At 73.2% G+C, this 17,812-nt stretch carries 12 protein-coding genes; 7 read left to right on the forward strand and 5 right to left on the reverse strand.

The window, feature by feature from the left end:
• Positions 1 to 186: 186 nt before the first annotated feature.
• Positions 187 to 4,134 (reverse strand): polarized growth protein Scy, encoded by a 3,948-nt coding sequence (gene scy / locus VKA29_RS15905; protein ID WP_324786243.1) that lies wholly within the window; start codon positions 4,132 to 4,134, stop codon positions 187 to 189.
• A 209-nt stretch (positions 4,135 to 4,343) separates the two neighbouring features.
• The gene (gene mce, locus VKA29_RS15910; RefSeq protein ID WP_324786245.1) at positions 4,344 to 4,784 is read right to left on the reverse strand and encodes a methylmalonyl-CoA epimerase; all 441 of its coding nucleotides are present in this window, start codon (positions 4,782 to 4,784) and stop codon (positions 4,344 to 4,346) included.
• Positions 4,785 to 4,933: 149 nt separating this feature from the next.
• On the opposite strand from mce, the gene VKA29_RS15915 reads away from it, so the two are divergent.
• Together VKA29_RS15915 and meaB are read left to right on the forward strand one after the other, a co-directional pair.
• Entirely contained in the window at positions 4,934 to 6,133 is a 1,200-nt protein-coding gene (locus VKA29_RS15915; protein ID WP_324786248.1) for an acetyl-CoA C-acetyltransferase, read from the forward strand.
• A gap of 49 nt (positions 6,134 to 6,182) precedes the next feature.
• Positions 6,183 to 7,139: a methylmalonyl Co-A mutase-associated GTPase MeaB gene (meaB, locus tag VKA29_RS15920; RefSeq protein WP_324786280.1), complete on the forward strand. Its 957-nt coding sequence runs from the start codon at positions 6,183 to 6,185 to the stop codon at positions 7,137 to 7,139.
• Positions 7,140 to 7,775: 636 nt separating this feature from the next.
• Here the strand turns inward: meaB and VKA29_RS15925 are convergent.
• Complete coding sequence (locus tag VKA29_RS15925) at positions 7,776 to 9,038, reverse strand: FAD-dependent oxidoreductase (protein WP_324786249.1); 1,263 nt, start codon at positions 9,036 to 9,038, stop codon at positions 7,776 to 7,778.
• A 197-nt stretch (positions 9,039 to 9,235) separates the two neighbouring features.
• On the opposite strand from VKA29_RS15925, the gene VKA29_RS15930 reads away from it, so the two are divergent.
• The 3 genes from VKA29_RS15930 (at position 9,236) to VKA29_RS15940 (ending at position 11,977) form a co-directional block, all read left to right on the forward strand.
• Complete coding sequence (locus VKA29_RS15930) at positions 9,236 to 10,816, forward strand: acyl-CoA mutase large subunit family protein (RefSeq protein WP_324786251.1); 1,581 nt, start codon at positions 9,236 to 9,238, stop codon at positions 10,814 to 10,816.
• 14 nt (positions 10,817 to 10,830) lie between these two features.
• Positions 10,831 to 11,226 (forward strand): cobalamin B12-binding domain-containing protein, encoded by a 396-nt coding sequence (locus VKA29_RS15935; protein ID WP_324786252.1) that lies wholly within the window; start codon positions 10,831 to 10,833, stop codon positions 11,224 to 11,226.
• 115 nt (positions 11,227 to 11,341) lie between these two features.
• Positions 11,342 to 11,977 (forward strand): ScbR family autoregulator-binding transcription factor, encoded by a 636-nt coding sequence (locus VKA29_RS15940; RefSeq protein ID WP_324786253.1) that lies wholly within the window; start codon positions 11,342 to 11,344, stop codon positions 11,975 to 11,977.
• Positions 11,978 to 11,998: 21 nt separating this feature from the next.
• Here VKA29_RS15940 and VKA29_RS15945 read toward each other — a convergent pair whose 3' ends face one another.
• Complete coding sequence (locus tag VKA29_RS15945) at positions 11,999 to 12,643, reverse strand: ScbR family autoregulator-binding transcription factor (RefSeq protein ID WP_324786254.1); 645 nt, start codon at positions 12,641 to 12,643, stop codon at positions 11,999 to 12,001.
• A 202-nt stretch (positions 12,644 to 12,845) separates the two neighbouring features.
• Between VKA29_RS15945 and VKA29_RS15950 the strand changes: the two genes are divergently transcribed.
• On the forward strand, positions 12,846 to 13,787 hold the full coding sequence (locus VKA29_RS15950) for a ScbA/BarX family gamma-butyrolactone biosynthesis protein (RefSeq protein WP_324786255.1): 942 nt from the start codon (positions 12,846 to 12,848) through the stop codon (positions 13,785 to 13,787).
• Positions 13,777 to 14,757 (forward strand): NAD-dependent epimerase/dehydratase family protein, encoded by a 981-nt coding sequence (locus VKA29_RS15955; protein ID WP_324786257.1) that lies wholly within the window; start codon positions 13,777 to 13,779, stop codon positions 14,755 to 14,757. Before VKA29_RS15950 ends, VKA29_RS15955 begins: the two co-directional genes overlap by 11 nt.
• Positions 14,758 to 14,818: 61 nt before the next feature.
• On the opposite strand, the gene VKA29_RS15960 is transcribed toward VKA29_RS15955, so the two are convergent.
• Positions 14,819 to 17,566 carry a helix-turn-helix transcriptional regulator gene (locus VKA29_RS15960; RefSeq protein ID WP_324786258.1) on the reverse strand — a complete coding sequence of 916 codons (2,748 nt, stop codon included), beginning with the start codon at positions 17,564 to 17,566 and terminating at the stop codon, positions 14,819 to 14,821.
• Positions 17,567 to 17,812 lie beyond the last annotated feature (246 nt).

Genomic DNA, 17,812 nt, shown 5'->3' on the forward strand with positions numbered 1-17,812 from the left:
GTGTCATCGAGCGGATGCGCGTTTGATCTGGAAAATGACACCCCTTTTGAGTGGCTAACCGCCGGACCGGTTGCGAGAGACCTGGCCAAATGCCGCAGAACATACCGCAATGGACCGGCTTCCCTCGCCACCCGACGTCTCCCACCGTCGCACCCGATCGCCCGACACCCGGCCGCCCGGAACGCCTCAGCCGTCCGACCCCTTGCCGCCCGAACGGGGGGCGCCCACGACGGCGCCCGCCTTGACCCCGGTGTCCTTGCCGGCCGACGGGGCCTCGAAGGACTCCAGGGCCTCCAGGACGTCCTGGACCCGCGAGATCTCGGCGTTGATGTCCTCGCGACGGCGCACCAGGACCTCCAGCTCGCGCTTGCCCTCCTCGACCGTGCGCCGGGCCTCCCGGATCGCCTCGGCCTTGAGCGCCTCGGCCTCCCTGATGAGGGTGGCCTTCTTCTGCTCGGCCTCCTTCAGCAGCCCCTCGGCCTTCTTGACCGCGGCGATACGGACCTTGCCCGCCTCGGAGTTGGCCTCCGAGACCAGCTCCTTGGCCTTCGCCTGCGCCTTGGCCAGCTGCTCCTCGGCGGCCTTGATGAGCGCGTCGCAACGGTCGCCGGTCGACTTCATCGTCTCGGCGACCTCGCGCCGGGCCCGCTCGTGCAGTTCCTCGATCTCGCCGGTGAGGCGGTCGCGCAGCTCCTCCGCCCGCTCCCTGATCGCCGTGGCGTCCCGGCGGGCGCCGACGAGCAGTTCGTCCGCGTCCGCGCGGGCCCTCTCGACCAGCGAGTTGCCCTCGACCGTCGCCTCCGACACCAGCCGGCCGGCCTCCTTGCGGGCCGCGCCCACCATGGTGTCGGCCTGCGCCTCGGCGTCCGCGGTGGTCTTGTGCGCCTGCGTCTGCGCCTCGGTGAGCAGCTTGTCGGCCTCGGCAGCGGTCTCCGAGATGAGCGTGTCGACCTGCTCGGCCGCCTCCGAGCGCCGCTTGTTGGCCTCCTTGCGGGCCTCGTCCAGCGTCCGCTCGGCCTCGTCGCGCGCGGCCGCGGTGACCCGTTCGGCCTCCGCCAGCGCCTGAGCCTTGACCCGCCGGGAGTCCTCGCGGATCCGCTCGGCGTGCGCCTGCGCCGCCCCGACCGTCTCCGCGGCCTCGGCACGCAGCCGCTCCGCGTCGCCGGCGGCGTCCGCGATCAGCTCGTCCGCCTTCGCGACCGCCTCGGCCCGTACCCGCTCCGCCTCGGCGGACGTCTCCGATCGCAGCCGGTCGGTCTCCGCGATCGTCTCCGATCGCAGCCGGTCGGTCTCCGCGATCGTCTCCGATCGCAGCCGGTCGGTCTCCGCGATCGTCTCGGTGGTGAGCCGCTCGGCCTCGTTGCGGGCCTCGGTGATGAGGGTGTCGGCCTGCGTCGCCGCGTCCGAACGGATGCGGTTGGCGTCCTCGCGGGCGTCCGCCCGGGTGCGGGCGGCGGCCTGGTCGGCCTCGGCGATCTTGTCCGAAGCCTCCGTGCGCGCCCGCTGGGCGTGCTCGGACGCGTCCGACCGCAGCCGTTCCGCCTCCGCGATCGCGTCCGACACGGTGCGCTCGGCCAGTGCCTTGGCGGCCTCGGCCTCCTCGCTGGCCCGGCGCCGGACGCGGTTGGCGTCCTCGGTGGCCCGCTCCCGCTCGGCGTAGGCGTCGCCGCGGACCCGGTCCGCCTCCTCCTCCGCCTCGCGCCGGGTGCGGTCCGCCGCGTGCTCGGCGGCGCTGCGCAGCCCGGTGATCTCCTCCTGGGCCTGCTCGTGCAGCCCCGCCACGGAGTCGCGTACCTGCTGGGCGTGGAGCTCGGCCGCCGACACCATCTCGGTGGCGCGCCGGTCGGCCTCCTCGACCAGGCGCACCGCCTCCGCCTGCGCGTCCTCGACGCGCTTGCGCGCCGACGCCAGCAGTTCCTCGCTCTGCTCGCGGGCCCGCTCGCGCTCCTGGTCCGCCTCCCGGCGGGCGGCGCCGAGGAGTTCCTCGGCCTCGCGGCGGCGCCGGGCGGCCTCTTCCTGGGCGGCGGCCAGCGTCTCGGACGCCTCCGCACCGAGCCGCTCGGCGGCGGCCAGCGCCTCCGCCCGGACCCGGTCGGCGCTGTCCTGCGCCTCCGACTTCAGCCGCTCGGCCTCCGCCGCGGCCTCCGAACGCAGCCGTACGGCGACGGCCTCGCCCTCGGCCCGGAACGCGGACGCGTCGGACGCGGCCTCGGTGCGCAGCCGCTCGGCCTCCGTCTCGGCCTGCTGCCGCAGCGTGCGGATCCGCTCGGCGGCCTCGGTGCGCAGCCGTTCGGCCTCCTCGGCGGCCTCCCGCCGGATACGGGTGGCCTCCTCGCGGGCGTCGGTCAGCGACTGCTCGGCGGCGGCGAGGCGTTCCTCGGCCTCCGCGTGCAGCCGCGCCACCTCCTCGGCGGCCTCCGCGCGCCGTGCCTGGACGGTCCGCTCGGTCTCCTCGCGCAGCTCGCGGGCGGCCCGCTCGGCGTCGGCCCGGATGCCGTCCGCCTGCTCGACGACCTCCTCGCGGTGCCGTTCGGCCTCCTGACGGGTGCGCTGCAGGGTCTCCTCGGCCTGCCGGCGGAGGGCGGTGGCCCGCTCGATGGCCTCGGTGCGGACCTTCTCGCTGTCGGCCGTCGCGGTCTGCCGCAGCTCGTCCGCGTCCGCCTTGGCCTTGGCCAGCAGCTCCTCGGCGGTCTTGGCCGCCTCCTCGATCTGCTGGACGGCCTCCTTGCGGGCCTCCGCGCGGATCTTCTCGCCCTCGGCGACCGCGTCGGCGCGCAGCTGCTCGGCCTCGCCACGCAGCCGGCGGGCCTCCTCCTGCAGCTCGACCGTCTTGGCGCGGTACTCCTTGGTGTCGTCCTTCGCCGCGCCCTTGAGCTGCTCGGCGATGTCGTGCGCCTCGGCGCGCAGCCGGTCCGCCTCGGCCTCCGCCTCCCGGCGGATCCGCTCGGCCTCCTCGGCGGCGGCCTTGGTGGTGTTACGGGCTTCCGCCTGCGCCTTGTTGAGGACGTCCTCGGCGGTCTTGGCGGCCTTGGACAGCGCGGTCGCGCTCTCCTCGGCGGTGAGCGTCCGGGCCTTCTCCGCGGCCTCGGCGAGGAGTTTCTCCGCCGCCGCGCGCGCGTCGGCGACGATCTGCTCGGCCTCCGCCCTGGTGGACTCGGCCTCCTTGGTGGCCTCCTGGACCAGCCGGGCGACCTGCTCCTTCGCGGTGCGGGTGCGGGTCTCGTTCGCCGCCTCGGCACTCGTCAGGGCCTTGGCGGCGGCCTCCTTCGCCTCGGCGACCGTCCTCTCGGCCTCGGCCTGCGCCTTGCGCAGCGCCTCCTCGGCCTGGGCCATGCGCTGCTCGGCGGCCCGGCTCAGCTCCTGGGACTGGCGGCGGGCGGCGTCCGACTCCGAGAGCGTGGAGCTGCGCAGCTGCTCGGCGTGGTCGGTGGCCTCCTGGGCCTGGGTGGAGGCGGCGTTCAGCAGCCGCTCGGCGTCCGCGCGCGCCCGGCGCAGGATCTGCTCGGCCTCCGCGCGGGCCGTCTCGGCGTCGCTCTGCAGCCGCTGCCGGGCCTCGCTGGTCAGCCGCTCGGCCTCGGCGCGGGCCGCCGCCATGGCCTGCTCGGCCTCGGCACGCGACTCGTCGAGCAGGCGGCGCGCCTGCGACTCGGTGCGGGCGCGCAACTGCTCCGCCCAGGCCACGTTCTCGTTGACGTGCGACTCGACGGTCTGGCGGCGCTCGGCCAGCTCCTGGTCGAGCTGCTGGCGCCGGGTGACGGCCTCCTGGTGCAGCTCCGCCTGCAGCCGGGCGGCCTGCTCGGCGTGCTCCTGCAGGATCCGCTGGGTCTGCGCCCGGGCCTGGCTCAGCTCCCGCTCGGCCTCCATGCGCAGCTGGTCGGCCTGCACCTGCGCGTTGCGCAGCAACTGTTCGGCCTGGTACCCGAGGTCGCCGCCGTCGAAGGCGGGCCGGGACATGATGGTGCGCCGCGCCTCGTGCAGCTTGGCGCGCAGCACCTCGACCTGGTAGCCGAGGTCCTCGGCGTGCTGGATCGCCTTTTCCCGCTCGGTCTTCAGCCGTTTCATCTCGGCTTCGAACCGAGTGAGGTGGTCGACGTCAGCCGCCGGCTCTCGCTCCTGGCTCTCGTAGCCCCGCACTGCGCGGTCCCATCCGTCCCCTGGTCGCAGGTTTCTCCAAACGAGCTCCGTCCATCCGCCGGACGGGGCCCCCGGGGAATGGTGTCAGATCGACGGCGGAGCAGGGGCTGTTGCCCCGACGCTCGCCCCCCGAAACCCGGACCCCGGCATGCGGCCGCCCTCGCGGAGCGACGGCCGCCCCCAACCCTACCGGCCCATATGTACGAGGGTCAGTGCTCAGGTGACTCAACAGGCGCCGAAGTGACCAGTTCTGTGAGTACGCCGTGGCAATCCTTGGGGTGCAGGAAGGTGATCCGTGACCCCATGGAGCCGCGCCGGGGCTCTTCGTACAGGACGCGCACGCCCTTGTCCTTGATGTCCGCGGCGTCCGCGTCGACGTCCGCGGTGCCGAAGGCGATGTGGTGCACCCCCTCGCCGTTCTTGGCGAGCCACTTCGCGACGGTGGAGTCCTCCCTGATCGGTTCCAGCAGCTGGAGGTAGGACGCTCCGCCGTCGGAGGTTTCGTTGATCTTGAGCATGGCCTCGCGGACGCCCTGCTCCTCGTTGACCTCGGAGTGGAAGACCTCGAAGCCGTAGGTGGCCCTGTAGAACTCGACGGTGGCGTCGAGGTCGTGGCAGGCGATCCCGATGTGGTCGATTCGCGTCAGCATGTTTTCAGTGCAGCGCGACCGGGGTGGTTACGCAACGTGCGCGCGATCACACCGACGGCCCGATGACGTGACGGACCGCACCTCAGTACATTCGAAGTAAACCCTCGTTCACTCCTCGGCAGTGCAGCCGGTAAGGGGAATCACAGCTCATGTCTTCTGGAACGAACACCTCAGTGATCGTCGCGGGCGCCCGGACGCCCATGGGCCGGTTGCTGGGCTCGCTGAAGTCCTTCTCCGGAGCCGACCTCGGCGGCTTCGCGATCAAGGCCGCCCTCGACCGTGCGGGGATCGGTGGCGACCAGGTGCAGTACGTGATCATGGGCCAGGTGCTGCAGGCCGGCGCGGGGCAGATCCCGGCGCGTCAGGCCGCGGTCAAGGCCGGCATCCCGATGAGCGTCCCGGCGCTCACCATCAACAAGGTGTGCCTGTCCGGCCTCGACGCCATCGCGCTGGCCGACCAGCTGATCCGCGCCGGCGAGTTCGACATCGTGGTCGCGGGCGGCCAGGAGTCCATGACCAACGCCCCGCACCTGCTGCCCAAGTCCCGTGAGGGCTACAAGTACGGCGCCGTCCAGGTGCTGGACGCCATGGCCCACGACGGCCTGACCGACTCCTTCGAGGGCATCGCCATGGGCGAGTCCACGGAGAAGCACAACACGCGCCTCGGCATCAAGCGCCCCGAGCAGGACGAGATCGCCGCCCTGTCCCACCAGCGCGCCGCCGCCGCCCAGAAGAACGGCGTCTTCGAGGCCGAGATCACCCCGGTCGAGATCCCGCAGCGCAAGGGCGAGCCGGTCGTCTTCAGCCAGGACGAGGGCATCCGCGGCGACACCACGGTCGAGTCGCTGGGCAAGCTGCGCCCGGCGTTCACCAAGGACGGCACCATCACGGCCGGCACCTCCTCGCAGATCTCGGACGGCGCGGCCGCCGTGGTCGTGATGAGCAAGGCCAAGGCCCAGGAGCTCGGCCTGGAGTGGATCGCGGAGATCGGCGCCCACGGCAACGTGGCGGGCCCGGACAACTCTTTGCAGTCGCAGCCGTCCAACGCCATCCTGCACGCCCTGAAGAAGGAGGGCCTGAGCGTCGAGGACCTCGACCTGATCGAGATCAACGAGGCCTTCGCGGCGGTCGCGGTCCAGTCAATGAAGGACCTCGGCGTGTCCACGGAAAAGGTGAACGTCAACGGCGGCGCCATCGCCCTCGGTCACCCGATCGGCATGTCCGGCGCCCGGCTCGTGCTGCACCTGGCCCTGGAGCTCAAGCGCCGGGGCGGCGGCGTCGGCGCGGCCGCGCTGTGCGGCGGCGGCGGTCAGGGCGACGCCCTGATCGTCCGGGTGCCCAAGGCCTGAACCTGTCCCAGTACGACGACGGTACGACTCTGAAGTGAACGGAGCTGTGATGCAGGACGTCTCCTCGCTGGTCGCCCAGGCCAGGGAAGGCCGGCCCCGGGCCGTGGCCCGGCTGATCTCCCTGGTGGAGGGGGCGTCCCCGCAGCTCAGGGAGGTCATGGCGGCCCTGGCCCCGCTGACCGGCAACGCCTACGTCGTCGGTCTCACCGGCTCGCCCGGTGTCGGCAAGTCGACCTCCACGTCGGCGCTGGTGACGGCGTACCGCAAGCAGGGCAAGCGGGTCGGCGTCCTGGCCGTCGACCCGTCCTCGCCGTTCTCCGGCGGCGCGCTGCTCGGCGACCGGGTGCGCATGTCGGAGCATGCCTCCGACCCCGGCGTCTACATCCGCTCGATGGCCACCCGCGGCCATCTGGGCGGCCTGGCCTGGGCCGCGCCGCAGGCCATCCGCGTGCTGGACGCGGCGGGCTGCGACGTGATCCTCGTGGAGACGGTCGGCGTCGGCCAGTCGGAGGTCGAGATCGCCTCCCAGGCCGACACCTCCGTCGTCCTGCTGGCCCCCGGCATGGGCGACGGCATCCAGGCGGCCAAGGCCGGCATCCTGGAGATCGGCGACGTGTACGTCGTCAACAAGGCCGACCGGGACGGCGCGGACGCCACCGCCCGCGAGCTGAACCACATGCTGGGCCTCGGCGAGTCCCGCGGCCCCGGTGACTGGCGTCCGCCCATCGTCAAGACGGTCGCCGCCCGCGCCGAGGGCGTCGACGAGGTCGTCGAGGCGCTGGAGAAGCACCGGGCGTGGATGGAGGAGCGGGGCGTGCTGGCCGAGCGCCGGCGCGCCCGCGCGGCCCGCGAGGTCGAGACGATCGCGGTGACGGCTTTGCGGGAGCGTATCGGCGATCTGCACGGCGACCGCCGGCTGAGCGCGCTCGCGGAGCGGATCACCGCGGGCGACCTCGACCCCTACCGGGCGGCCGACGAACTGGTCGCGGGCCTGACCCAGGCCTGACCCCGCCCGCAGGCCCGCGCACCGGCCTTCCCACCGGCGCGCACCGCCGACCGGCGCGTGCCCGCGCCTCCTCGCCTCGCGCGTCCGCGCCGGTGCGCTGCCCGGTGCGCTCCGCCGACCGGCGTAGCCCGCGTCCGGCGCCGGTGTGCTGCCCGGCGTGCTTCGCCGTCCGGCGTGGCTCGCGTCCGGTTCGCGCCCGGCCGCTGGGTCGGTGTGGCATGGCGGTGTTCCGTGCGGGTTCTGGGCCGAGGGGCTCGGTGTGTGCCGTCCATGCCCGCTCGCCCCGTGTGTTCGTGCGGCCGGGGCGGCGGGCGTGGGGGAGGTGTGAGCTGGGGGCGGTCACCTTGCGGTCGGGCTTGTGGTGGGCCGGCTTCGGTGGCGCGTCCGGGTGCGCGGCACGCCATGCCGGGTCGGCGCGGTACGGCGGTGTCCCGTGCGTGCCCCGCCGGCGGCACGCCATGCCGGGTCGGCGCGGCATGGCGGTGTTCCGTGCGTGCCCCGCCGGTTCGCGGCCCGGCCGCCGGGTCGGCGTGGCACGGCGGTGTTCCGTGCGGGTTCTGGGCCGAGGGGGTCGGCGCGTGCCGTCCGTGCCCCCTCGCCTCGGGTGTCCGCGGCGGCGGTGGGCGCCGGGGCCGGTCAGGTTCCGGCGGTGCTCGCGGCGTGCTCGCGGAGCGCCGCCTTCAACGGCACGTCCGGGTCCGCGACCCGCCGGGGTTCGACCGCGGCGCCGGAGGTGATCAGGCGGCGGCCGTGCGCCAGGTCGCGGGGCCGGTCCACGGCGAGTACGGCCGTCAGGCGGTCCCCGCGCATCCAGCACACGCTCCAGCCGTCCCCGCGCCCCGCCCCGCCGGTTCCCGGACCGCGTCCACCCCGGCCGTCCGCCGCCCCGCGCCGCACCACCGTGTCCCCGGGGGCCGCGTGCCCGGCGTACTGCACGACCCGGCCGAACTGCTCGGACCAGAAGTACGGGACCGGGTCGTACACCGGCGCCCCGGCCCCCTGGGCGATGTGCGCCGCGACCGCCCTGGCCCCCAGCATGGCGTTGTCCCAGTGGTGCACCAGCAGCCGCTGCCCGTAGCGCGCCGACGGGAAGGACGCGCAGTCCCCGACCGCGTACACGTCCGGCACGGAGGCCCGCAGATGCGCGTCGGCCGCCACCTCGCCGCGGGCGCCGAGGGCGATCCCGGAACCGGCGAGCCAGTCCGTCGCGGGCCGCGCGCCGACCCCGACCACGACCGCGTCCGCCCGCAGCCGGGTGCCGTCCGCCAGGCGCACCCCGTCCGTCTCGACCTCGGCCACCCGGGTCCCGGTGCGCAGTTCGGCGCCGGCCTCCGCGTACCAGGCCGCCATCGGCGCGGCCACCTCGGCGGGCAGGGCTCCGCCGAGCGGGGCCCCGGCCGCCTCGACCACCGTGACCCGGCATCCCGCCTCCCGCGCGGCCGTGGTGAGTTCGGCGCCGATCCACCCGGCCCCGATGATCACCAGCTCGCCCCGCGCGTCCAGCACGGCGCGCAGCCGCTCGGCGTCGTCGAGGGTGCGCAGCACGTGCGCCGGCGCGCCCGGCAGCCGTACCGGGTCGGCTCCGGTCGCGATCACGAGCGTCTCGTACGCCAGGTCGCCCCGGGAGGTGACCAGGCGCCGTTCGCCCGGCACCACGGCCCGTGCCGTGCGCCCCGGTTCGAGGCCGATGCCGAGGTCCTCGAAGTCGATGTCGAAGACCGCGTCGCCGGGCCGGCCCAGGCCGCGCAGCACCGCCTTGGACAGCGGCGGCCTGTCGTACGGGCGGTGCGGCTCGCCCCCGACCAGGGTCACGGAGCCGGTGTAGCCACGTTCCCGCAGCGCGACCGCGGTGTGCACGCCGGCCGCTCCCGCGCCCACGATGACGACTGCCACTGACATCGACCTCCCTGTATCCGCGGTGCCTCGGCCCCCCATCGTGGGGGACCGGCGGCGTGCCGGTCGCGTTCGCGAGCCGTAGTCAAGGGGGCGATAGGGGATGGTCCGGCGTCCGGCGCTCCCTAGCATCCGAAGCGTCCGGCAGCAGTGGCGAACCCGCGCGAGGCGTGGACACCGACACAGAAGGGCGGAAAGAACCCATGGCACGTGATTCCGAGTCCGGGTTGCCCATCGAACCGGTCTACGGGCCCGACGCGTTGCGCGGCTGGGATCCGGCGGCACAGCTGGGGGCGCCGGGGGCGTACCCGTTCACCCGCGGCGTCTACCCGTCGATGTACACGGGCCGTCCGTGGACGATGCGCCAGTACGCGGGTTTCGGCACGGCGGTGGAGTCCAACGCCCGCTACCGGCAGCTGATCGCGAACGGGACGACCGGCCTGTCGGTCGCGTTCGACCTGCCCACCCAGATGGGACACGACTCGGACGCGCCGATCGCGCACGGCGAGGTCGGCAAGGTCGGCGTGGCCATCGACTCGATCGACGACATGCGGGTGCTGTTCGGCGGGATCCCGCTGGACAAGGTCTCGACGTCGATGACGATCAACGCGCCGGCGGCGGTGCTGCTGCTCCTGTACCAGCTCGTGGCGGAGGAGCAGGGCGTGAGCGCCGACCGGCTCACCGGCACGATCCAGAACGACGTGCTGAAGGAGTACATCGCGCGGGGCACGTACATCTTCCCCCCGAAGCCCTCCCTGCGGCTGATGGCGGACATCTTCAAGTACTGCAAGGCCGAGATCCCGAAGTGGAACACCATCTCGATCTCCGGCTACCACATGGCCGAGGCGGGCGCCTCGCCCGTGCAGGAGATCGCGTTCACCCTCGCCGACGGCATCGAGTACGTCCGCACCGCGGTCGCCGCCGGCATGGACGTCGACGACTTCGCCCCCCGCCTGTCCTTCTTCTTCGTGGCCCGTACGACGCTGCTGGAGGAGGTCGCCAAGTTCCGGGCGGCGCGCCGGATCTGGGCGCGGGTGATGAAGGAGGAGTTCGGGGCGAAGAACCCCAAGTCGCTGATGCTGCGCTTCCACACGCAGACGGCCGGGGTGCAGCTCACCGCCCAGCAGCCGGAGGTGAACCTGGTGCGGGTGAGCGTCCAGGCGCTCGCCGCGGTGCTCGGCGGCACCCAGTCGCTGCACACCAACTCCTTCGACGAGGCGATCGCGCTGCCGACGGACAAGAGCGCCCGGCTGGCGCTGCGCACGCAGCAGGTGCTGGCGTACGAGTCGGACGTGACCGCGACGGTGGACCCGTTCGCCGGCTCCTACGTGATCGAGAGCATGACGGACGCGGTGGAGGCCGGGGCGCGGGAGCTGATGGCGAAGGTGGCGGAGGCCGGGGGCGCGGTCGCGGCGATCGAGCGGGGTTTCCAGAAGGAGGAGATCGAGCGGAACGCCTACCGCATCGCCCAGGAGACGGACAGCGGCGAGCGGGTGGTCGTCGGGGTCAACCGGTTCCAGCTGGACGAGGAGGAGCCGTACGAGCCGCTGCGGGTCGACCCCGCCATCGAACGCCAGCAGGCGGAACGGCTCTGCAAGTTGCGTGCCTGGCGCGAGCAGTCCCAGGTCGACGCCGCCCTGGCGCAGCTCAAGAAGGCCGCCGCGGGTGACGACAACGTGCTGTACCCGATGAAGGAAGCCCTGTGCGCCCGCGCCACCGTCGGCGAGGTGTGCGACGCCCTGCGCGAGGTGTGGGGCGTGTACGTGCCGGCCGACGCCCTGTGAGGAGGGGGAAGAACGTGAGCCGTATCCGTCTCGTCGTCGCCAAGCCCGGTCTCGACGGTCATGACCGGGGCGCCAAGGTCGTCGCCCGGGCGCTGCGTGACACCGGGGTCGAAGTCGTCTACACCGGACTGCACCAGACGCCCCGTCAGATCGTGGACACCGCCCTCCAGGAGGACGCCGACGGCATCGGGCTGTCCGTGCTGTCGGGCGCGCACATGACGCTCTTCGCCGAGGTCCTGCGGCTGCTGCGCGAGGAGGGCGCGGCGGACATCACGGTGTTCGGCGGCGGGATCATCCCCGAGGCGGACATCCCCGAACTGCTCGGCCTGGGCGTCGCGGCCGTCTTCACACCCGGCACGCCGATGCGGGAGATCACCGACTGGGTCCACGGACGTCTGGGCGCGGCCTGACCGGACGCCCCTGAGTACGAAAAAAGCCGGGCGACCGGATAACAAATACCAATCGCCCGGTTTTACAATGCTCGGGGGAGGACCACCAGGCAGGCACAGGCAATGGAGACGTGGGATGGTCAAACAGGAGCGCGCCCGGCGCACCCTTCAGCGCATCGTCTCGGCGGCGGCGGACCGGTTCGAGAAGAACGGCTACAACGGCACCACTCTCGACGACATCAGCCGGGAGGCGGGGGTGTCGAAGGGGGCGCTCTACTTCCACTTCGGTTCGAAGCAGGAGGTCGCCGACGCCGTCACCGAGCACTCGTACGGACTGCTGGAGGACCTGCTCGACATCGAGCCCGACCCGGGCGGCTCCGCCGTGCAGCAACTCATCGACCTCACGCACGGGCTCAGCCGCCTGCTGCACGACGAGCCCACGCTGCGCGCCGCCCTGCGCTTCCACCGCGAACGCACCCGCCTGGGGGAGGAGTTCGACCACTACGCGCTGTGGCTGGCGGGCGTGGAGCGGCAGCTCGCGCGCGCGGCCGAACGCCGGGAACTGCGCGGCGACCTGCCCGGCCGGGCCGGCCGGGTGCTCGCCATGGTCACGCTGTTCTCGGTCGAGTCGCTCGCCGCACGCCGCGTGCCGGACCGGGAGGCGGCGCAGCAGATCACGGATCTGTGGAACGTCCTGCTGGGGGCGTTCGTCCCCCTCCCCGCGGCCGGCGGCTTCCGCACCGGCGTGCCGGAGCCCTGCCCGGCCAGGTGAGGGGGAGCCGGACGCCGGACCCTATCCCGCGACGCCCAGGGGACGTTCCGCGACCTGGGCGCTGCCTTCCGGGTGGAAGCGGGCCAGCCTGCGCGGCGGCACGATGCCGGGCAGCAGCACCTCCCACATCAAGGTCGTCCGCTCGGACAAGTCCTTCCGGCCGCACAGCACTTGGGAGCTGAGCTGGATTCCGGTCCAGGAGCCGACGATCATCGCGGCCACCCGCTCGCAGTCGACGTCGGCCTTGACGTCCCCGCGCTGCTGGGCCTCGGCCAGACACTTGCGGAAGATCTCTATCCACTTCGTGTACGGCTCGCTGACGATGCTGGTCTTGGAGCTCTGGTCGGTCACGAGCCGGATCCCGGCCCGCACCCGGACGTTCTCCACCAGCAGCCGCGCCATGTGGTGGAGGATGTCGATGGCCGACTGCAGACCGGGGTTGTCGAGGTTCTCCATGGGGGCCAGTGCGGAGAACTGCTCGTCGATCAGGTGCTGTGCCAGCTCCTCCTTCGAGGAGAAGTGGAAGTAGAGGGCGCCTTTCGTCACCCCTGACTCCTTGACGATGTCGCCGAGGGTGGTGCCGTGGAACCCCTCAGCGTCGAAGACGCGTGCCGCGCCCTCCAGGATGGCGGCCCGGGTTACCTCCGCGCGTTCCTGCCTGGCCATGCGTCCAACCCCTTCGCTCAGTGACCGGAGCTGTCGTCGCGTCGTCCTCCTTCGGGCAGGTCGCGACCCGCTCTCGCCATCAGTTTGCCCGTCCCCCTCACAAAAAACCAACTAACTGGTACTGTTTCTCGCGACGCTTCACCCGCCCCCAGTACGTCGATCTTGGCGTTTGTCCTGCTCAGACATCCCTCAGGAGGCACTGATGAGCGTTCCCTCTTTTCTCGAACAGCGCGAAACCTCGTCGTTAGACGACTCCGAGCTCTTCCTCCAGTCCGTCCCCCGCGCCGTCGTGCACCGCGCGGCGGTCTCCGAGGTCCTGGTGACCGGGATTCGCCAGGCGAGCGACGATCACTACCTCGTGGGTGTGCAGTGGCCCCGCAGCCACTCCTACTACGGCCGGGTCGCCGGCCGCTGGCACGACCCGATGCTGCTGGGCGAATCGATTCGCCAGGCTCTGCTCGCCATCTCCCACCTCGCCTACGAGGTGCCCTTCGGGCACCGGTTCCTCTCCAGCAGCCTCTCCTACGGCATGGAGTCGGACGGCGCCCTGCTCGCCGAGCGCCCCGCGGACGTCCTGCTCGACGTCCGCTGCCGCAACGTCAGGCGGCGTGGGCGCAACATCGCCGCGATGGACCTCGACGTGGACTGCCTCCGCGACGGGATACGCGTCGGTTCCGGCGCGATAGCCGCGCAGTGCGTCGCCGAGACGGCCTACCTGCGGCTGCGCGGGGAGCGGGCGCACAACGTGCCCGGACTGCCCACCTCGGAGCCCGTCGCCCCGGAACAGGTCGGCCGTACCTCGGCGTTCGACGTGGTCCTCGGCGTCACCAACATGGAGCGCGTGTGGACCCTGCGCTACGACCGCGACCACCCGGTGCTCTTCGACCACCCCGTCGACCACGTGCCCGGCATGGTGCTGATGGAGGCGGCCCGGCAGGCCTCGCTCGCGGTGCTCGGACGGCCCGACGGGCTCATCGTCGCCTGCGACTCCACCTACCGAAAGTACGTGGAGTTCGACAGCACCTGCCTGGTGACGGCGACCCCGCAGCCGGCCCGCGAGGAGGGCGTGCGCACCGTCTCGGTCAGCTTCAACCAGGGCGGTGCCACGGTCGCCGGCTGCGAGGTGCGGATCCTTGTCGGCTGAGTCCTCCGGCGGGCAGGCCGTCCTGGTCGTGGGCGGCACCGGGTTCATCGGCAGCGCCGTGGTCCGGGAGCTGCTGCGGCCCTCGGTCTCCGGGCCGCCGGTGGCGGACCTGCGCGTGCTGTCGCGCCGGCCGCTGCCGGAGTGGATGACGTCGGCGGGTGCGCGGAGGATTCCCGGCGACCTCATGGTTCCGGAGAGCCTGCGCGGCTGCGGCGAGGGGGTGGGCACGGTGCTCCACCTGGCCAGCTATGTCGGCCGGGACAAGGACCTCGCCGAAGCGGTGAACGTGGGGGGAACCCGCGCCCTGGTGAGATCCGCCCGCGTGGCCCGCGTCCTGTACGTCTCCACCGCCTCGGTGTACGGCCACGGACCGCACCGGGGGGTGCGGGAGGGCAGGCTGACGCCGGCCCCGGCGTCCCCCGCGAGCGCCTCGCGCCTGCTCGCCGAGGAGACGGTACGGGCCCACGGCGGGATCGTCCTGCGCCCCAACCTGGTCTACGGCCCCGGCGACCGGTGGTACGTCCCCCTGTTCCTCCGGCTGCTGCGCAAGGTTCCGGTGTGGTCCGAGGGCGGCAGGGCCCGCAGCTCTCTCATCGGCGTGCACGAACTGGCCGGGGTGGTGGGGGCGTTCGCCCGCAGCGGGTGGACCGACGCCGACCGGGGCGCCGCCTACCACGTCAACCATCCGCGCCCGGTCACGGTGCGCAGCGCGGCGACCCGGCTGTGCCGCGGGCTCGGCGTGCCGCTGCCCAGCACCGACCTGCCGCGCTCGGCGCACCGGGAGCTGTCGTCGCGCCTGCTGCCGGACCTGACACCGCATCAGTACGGGCTGCTGACCGACGACTACTACTACGACAGCGCACGGGTGTGGGAGCGTACCGGCCTGACGCCCGGACCGGGGTTCGGGGCCGGTCTGGCGGCGAGCCTGGCCTGGTACCGGCAGCACCTTGCACGGCTGCGCCTCGCCTGACGACCTGAGCCCGGGCCTGGGCCCGAGGGCGGGGCGGACCGACCCGGTCCGCCCCGCCCTCTCACGCTTCCTGGCCGACGAACGCCTCGGTGACGCTGGTGGCCAGCTCGACCGGCAGGTCCTTGCGGCAGCGCACGCCCAGCTTCCGGTAGACCCGGGTGAGGTGCTGCTCCACCGTGCTCGGGGTGATGAACAGCTTGGCCGCGATCTCCCGGTTGGTGTAACCGCCGACGGCGAGCGCGGCGACCCGCCGCTCGGAGCCGGTGAGCAGCGCGCCGTCGCCGGGGCCGGCCGGGGAGGTCTGCTCCTCGCTGTCGTCGGGGAAGGACAGCAGGGCTTCGGAGAGCGAGGCGGCATCGCACAGCCCGACCAGGTGACGGGCGCGCCGCACGTGCGTACGGGCGCGGCGGTTGTCGCCGAGTTCGTGATAGGCGGTGGCGAGATCGCCGAGGATCCGGATCTGCTCGTAGCGGTCGCCGCACCGCTCGTAGAGGTCCAGCGCCTCCGACAGCATCTGCGGCCGGCGCGCCACGGGGCCGCCGACCGCCAGCGCCCGCAGGGCCGCCGCCCGGGGGCGGGCGCCGTTGGTGCCGGGCCGGCCGAGCTGGTCGTAGGCCAGGCGCGCGGCCTGCTCACGGTTGCCGAGGTCGAGCCAGGCCTCGGCCGCGCTGGTGCGCCACGGCACGATGCCGGGGACGTCGATCCCCCAGGCGCGCATCCGGTCCCCGCAGGCGAGGAAGTCGGCGAGCGCCGCGTGCGGATGGCCGGTGAGCAGGTGGTACTGGCCGCGTGCGTGCAGGTAGTGCAGACCGTAGCGGGTGTCGAAGAGGTGCTTGGGGACGGCATGGGTCAGATAGGCGCCTGCCTCGTCGTAGTGGCCCATGCGGGTCGTGGCGAGCACCAGGCTGCCCAGGGGCGCGCCCACGGCGACGCCCCAGGCGCCCGGATGGATGTGGTTGAGGGCCTGCTGGGCGTGTTCCACGGCACCGGTGAGATCGCCCAGCCGCAGCGCGGCCTCGGCCCGCATGGACGACAGCATGGCCATCCAGGTCGGCGAGTACGGGGTGTGGCCCTCGCGCAGCAGCCGGTCGCACCAGGCCGCGGCGTCCGGGGAGTCGGTGCACAGCAGCACGCCCAGCGCGAGCAGCGCGGGTTCCTCCGGCCAGCTCAGGTCATAGGTGGGGCCGCGGTCCTTGAGCACCTGGTGGGCCTGGCCGACGACCTCGTGGGCGCGGCCGTTGACCAGGGCGTCGGCGAGCAGTGCGGCGGGGCGGCCCCGGCCGGCCGGGCGGTGGGTGCGGCGGGCCACGGTGGGGTGCGTCCAGGCCAGCCACTTCTCGGTGTCGTCCAGCAGGGCGGCGGCCTCGCTGTGCGCTTCCGGGCGGGCCGTGCGCAGCCGGTCCAGCAGCTCGCCGGCCTCGGCCGCCCGGCCCTGCCACAGCAGCTGGCGTACCAGGTCCAGGGTGCGGGCCGGGGTCAGCTCGTCGGCGCGGGCGGCGGCGGTCAGGGCCGTCAGATGACGTTCGGCGGTCGCCGGGTCGAACAGCCGTCGCACCTGGACCAGACGCGACTCGATCGAGGCGCGCTCGGCGTTGGAGCCGACGGGGGCGCGCAGCGCGGCCTCCAGTGCGGCGGCGGCCTGCTGCGACCGGCCGGCGAGCAGTTCCTGCTCGGCCGCCTCCAGCAGCACGTGCACGCTCCAGGCGCCGCCCGGCCGGTCCGCCTCGATGAGCAGCGGGGCGATGTCACGCGGCGGGCAGCCCTGTTCGTGCAGCAGTGCGGCGGCCGTGAGCCGGAGGCCGGTGCGCTCCTCGGGTGCCAGGTCGTCGAGTACGGCCTCCCGGGCGATGTCGTGACTCAGGCCGGAGCCGGTGACCAGACCGACGGAGGCGAGGGTCTGCAGCGCGGCGACGGCCGTGCCGTCGTCGACGCCGGCGAGCCGGGCGAGCCGGTCGGGTGCCTCGGCGCTGCCGAGCACCGCGAGCGCGCGGGCGACGGCCACGACGGGTTCCTCCAGGCGGCCGAGCTGGCGCAGGACCGCGCTGCCGTAGCCGTCCTTGCGGACGCCGCCGCAGGCCAGGTGGTCGTCGACGAGCGCGCGCAGCAGCCGCAGGTTGCCTCCGCTGACGGTGTGGAACTCGCCGGCGAGCCGTTCGGCTTCGGCCGGTTCCAGACGACGGGCGAGCAGCGCGGCCACCTGGTCCTCGGTCAGCGGCTCCAGCGCGAGGCGGTGGGTGTGCGGCTGGTCGAGCAACTCGGCGCGGAACAGGCCGCGATGGGCTGTGGTGTCGTCGGTGAGGACGGCCATGACGCGTGCGGAGGCGGTCCGGCGCACGAGGTACAGGAGGCACCCGAGCGACTGCGGGTCGGCGTGCCGAATGGAGTCGATGGCGATGAACACCGGTGCGGCCCGCGCGAGTTCGAGCAGTGTCGCGGTCACCTCGTCGAGCAGCCGGGCGAGCCCGGGGCCGATGGCGGCGGTGTCGTGTGCGGGGTCCTCGGCGGTGGCCTCGGCGTTCAGCCGCCGGTGCAGGGCCTGCAGCCGGGCGACCGGGCCGTCCGCCGTCGGCATGGAGGAGAAGAGCTGTCCCAGCACTCCGAACGGCAGCGCGCTCTCGGCCCTGGAGCAGCCGGCGTGCAGCACGAGGCTCCCGCCCTGGCGGGCCCGGCCGGCGATGGTGTGCAGGAGTTCGGTCTTTCCACTGCCGCCGGGGCCTTCGAGCAGTACCACGGCGCCCTTTCCGGCGCTGAATTCGCTGAGTATTCGGGTGAGTTCTGCTTCCTTCTCGACGCGTTCGACCAGGTCCACTGGTTCCCTCCGTACGAACGTGGTTTCGAGTGTCCGACGCGCCGAAGCTAGCAACCCCTCAGGGGGCCCCGGTTTCTCCGCGCACACCGGCCGGCAACTGCCCGCCCACCGTCCTGGTGGGCGCCCGTGGGGGAGCGGAACGCACGTTCCGCGTGCCCGAGCGAGCGGGACGCGAGGGCCGACCGGTTGTCAAAGATCGCATAAAAACGGCTCTGAGCTGCTATTTCTCTCGAACCCTGTCATCGT

Origin of the sequence: Streptomyces sp. H51 (assembly GCF_035656535.1) — a bacterium.
Lineage (GTDB): Bacteria > Actinomycetota > Actinomycetes > Streptomycetales > Streptomycetaceae > Streptomyces.

Bases quoted from the DNA above. Each gene is read 5' to 3' on its own strand.
- VKA29_RS15915 (WP_324786248.1), top strand. From the start codon at position 4,934: ATGTCTTCTGGAACGAACACCTCAGTGATCGTCGCGGGCGCCCGGACG.
- meaB (WP_324786280.1), top strand. From the start codon at position 6,183: ATGCAGGACGTCTCCTCGCTGGTCGCCCAGGCCAGGGAAGGCCGGCCC.
- VKA29_RS15930 (WP_324786251.1), top strand. From the start codon at position 9,236: ATGGCACGTGATTCCGAGTCCGGGTTGCCCATCGAACCGGTCTACGGG.
- VKA29_RS15925 (WP_324786249.1), bottom strand. From the start codon at position 9,038: ATGTCAGTGGCAGTCGTCATCGTGGGCGCGGGAGCGGCCGGCGTGCAC.
- VKA29_RS15945 (WP_324786254.1), bottom strand. From the start codon at position 12,643: ATGGCCAGGCAGGAACGCGCGGAGGTAACCCGGGCCGCCATCCTGGAG.
- VKA29_RS15950 (WP_324786255.1), top strand. From the start codon at position 12,846: ATGAGCGTTCCCTCTTTTCTCGAACAGCGCGAAACCTCGTCGTTAGAC.
- mce (WP_324786245.1), bottom strand. From the start codon at position 4,784: ATGCTGACGCGAATCGACCACATCGGGATCGCCTGCCACGACCTCGAC.
- VKA29_RS15940 (WP_324786253.1), top strand. From the start codon at position 11,342: ATGGTCAAACAGGAGCGCGCCCGGCGCACCCTTCAGCGCATCGTCTCG.